We start from the raw sequence: 1,978 nt of genomic DNA, 5'->3' as shown, positions 1-1,978 counted from the left end.
CGAGGAAGATTTCGGCTACGTGATTAGCGAAAGCATTCGCGTCACCGAATCCGGAGTCGAGGTTCTCACAAAGGCGCCGCGGCAACTCTTTAGATTGGGCTGAGTCCCTCGCGGAACACGACCGCGTTTCACATCCGCGCCGTCCGATATGACGACCTGCGTGAGCTCGTGGAGAAGACTCCGCTCCCGATATCCTGCGAGATGATCGGCTTTGCCGCCGAGCGACTGATGGAGATGGAAGTGGGCGCGGCGACCGGCGCGACCCAGGGCGAGAAGAACCCGCTGCGGCTTGTCAAGCGCAACGGCAATTGCGACAGGGGCTGGGAGACGCGGTGCCGAGGAAGGGTTACTTCCCCTCCTTCCTGGGGCGCTGCGTATGGCCGAGAAGGCGCTCACCGCGTTTATCCAAAAGGCCTGCGTGCAGGGCATCTCGACGCGCTCGGTCGACGACCTTGTCAAGGGCGATGGGCGCGAGCGGCGTCTCCAAAAGCCAGGTGAGCCGGCTCTGCGGGAGACGGCAAGGTGAAGGCCTTCCTCGAGCGGCTGATCGAGGGCGACTGGCCGTATTTTGGATCGATGCAAGCTATTGAAGGTTCCCGCGGTGGCCCGCATCGTGTCAGTCGCCATCATCATCCGTCGGCGTCAACAGTGGCGGCCGGTGCGAGGTGCTCGGGATGGAGGTCGGCACCTCGGAATCCGAGCCGATCCGGGCGCGACTTCGCAGCTTGGCTTGGCCTCGTGCACCGAACTCTTGGATCAAGAAGGCCGTAGGCAAGATCGGCTACGAGGTTTGCGACAACGGTGGAGGCGCTCAGCACCGCGCGTGCTCGCCGATTGCGAACTGGCCCGCCCCATCACTGAGGAGGACGGTGCCGTCGACGGCCTTTGCCTCGGTCAGACCGCCCCATAACGCGCCTTCACTGGCGATGCGGAACGGGTCCAGAGGCCCCCTTGGTCTCCAGGCCATGGGCGAGCAGATGGGCGGCCTATGACGCCTCGTCCTCGAACCCGGACGGCTCGCGCCCGGCATGCAGAAGATCCGTCGCGATCACCGGCAGCCCGTGCTCCAGCATGTAGGCGCGTGAGGCGGCGTTCAGACCCACCGGGCCGACCCGCCGTGCAGGAGCCGCAGGAAGTTCAGCCGGCTCTTCGACTTGGTGGTTGTGAACACGGCGAACCGCGGTCATTGCCGATTCGCGTGCACACGCCATTGACCGCGCCATGACGGGCCCCGGTGTCGTCGACGCTGACCCAACCGGCCGAAGCGAGCCCGGCCGTCAGAATCTGCTTCGCTTCGGCGACGAAGGCGTCGATCTTGCCAGGCTCCGCACGACCTGGCGCTTGGAGATCGACACGCGGAAGTCGAGCAGCAACGCGACGATCCGCCTCACGGTCGATTGACCCTGGTGATAAAGCGACAGCACCAGACGCCGAAGCTCCAAACCGAAGTGCCCGTCGACCCCGTCCGGCAGCGGAGCGACGACGATCCGGCCATCCGGCAAACGCCAGCGGTCCCTTGGTGGCTCCGCCATGGCCCGATGGAATCGCGCCGCCCGCCAAACCGCACGCACCCCAACCCGATACACCCGAGTCATGACGCCGCGTCCGCCACAGGTTTTGCCCCGGTTACACATCTGCCAGCCTCTCCAACAGGCTGTCATGCATAAGACGGGCTAACGATGGCAGGCAAAGATCCAAAGGTAGCCATCACCGCATTGATGCGAAAGCTCATCATCCTCGCAAAGGCTCTCCTCAAGGCGCAGCGAAAATGTACCCCATAAAAACCTTGATCAAAACGGACACTTCAGCCTGAGTTCGAGTGCCGTTACGGTCGTCGCCGTTTCCGGCGACGTAGGTGGTGCCATTGTCATTGTACTAGTGGATTGATTCCAACGCTTGGTGCCCGCGTTTGACTGCTGCAATGATCTCATCGGGGTCTGCTTTGCAGACGAATGGCCGCGGCTCGTGATTGTGCTCG

1 protein-coding gene and 1 pseudogene are annotated in these 1,978 nt (G+C 63.4%); one reads left to right on the top strand and one right to left on the bottom strand.

Features of this window, described 5'->3' with window-relative positions; genetic code table 11:
• Window positions 1-156: 156 nt before the first annotated feature.
• Window positions 157-704 (top strand): annotated as a pseudogene (locus NKI08_RS34320) (transposase); the annotation flags it as partial.
• A 573-nt stretch (window positions 705-1,277) separates the two neighbouring features.
• Here the strand turns inward: NKI08_RS34320 and NKI08_RS34315 are convergent.
• Entirely contained in the window at window positions 1,278-1,532 is a 255-nt protein-coding gene (locus NKI08_RS34315) for a hypothetical protein (protein ID WP_352775915.1), read from the bottom strand.
• Between the last annotated feature and the right edge of the window lie 446 nt (window positions 1,533-1,978).

Source organism: Mesorhizobium sp. M0768, from assembly GCF_040320195.1.
Classification (GTDB): Bacteria; Pseudomonadota; Alphaproteobacteria; order Rhizobiales; family Rhizobiaceae; genus Mesorhizobium.
This window is presented reverse-complemented; position numbering and strand designations above follow the sequence as displayed.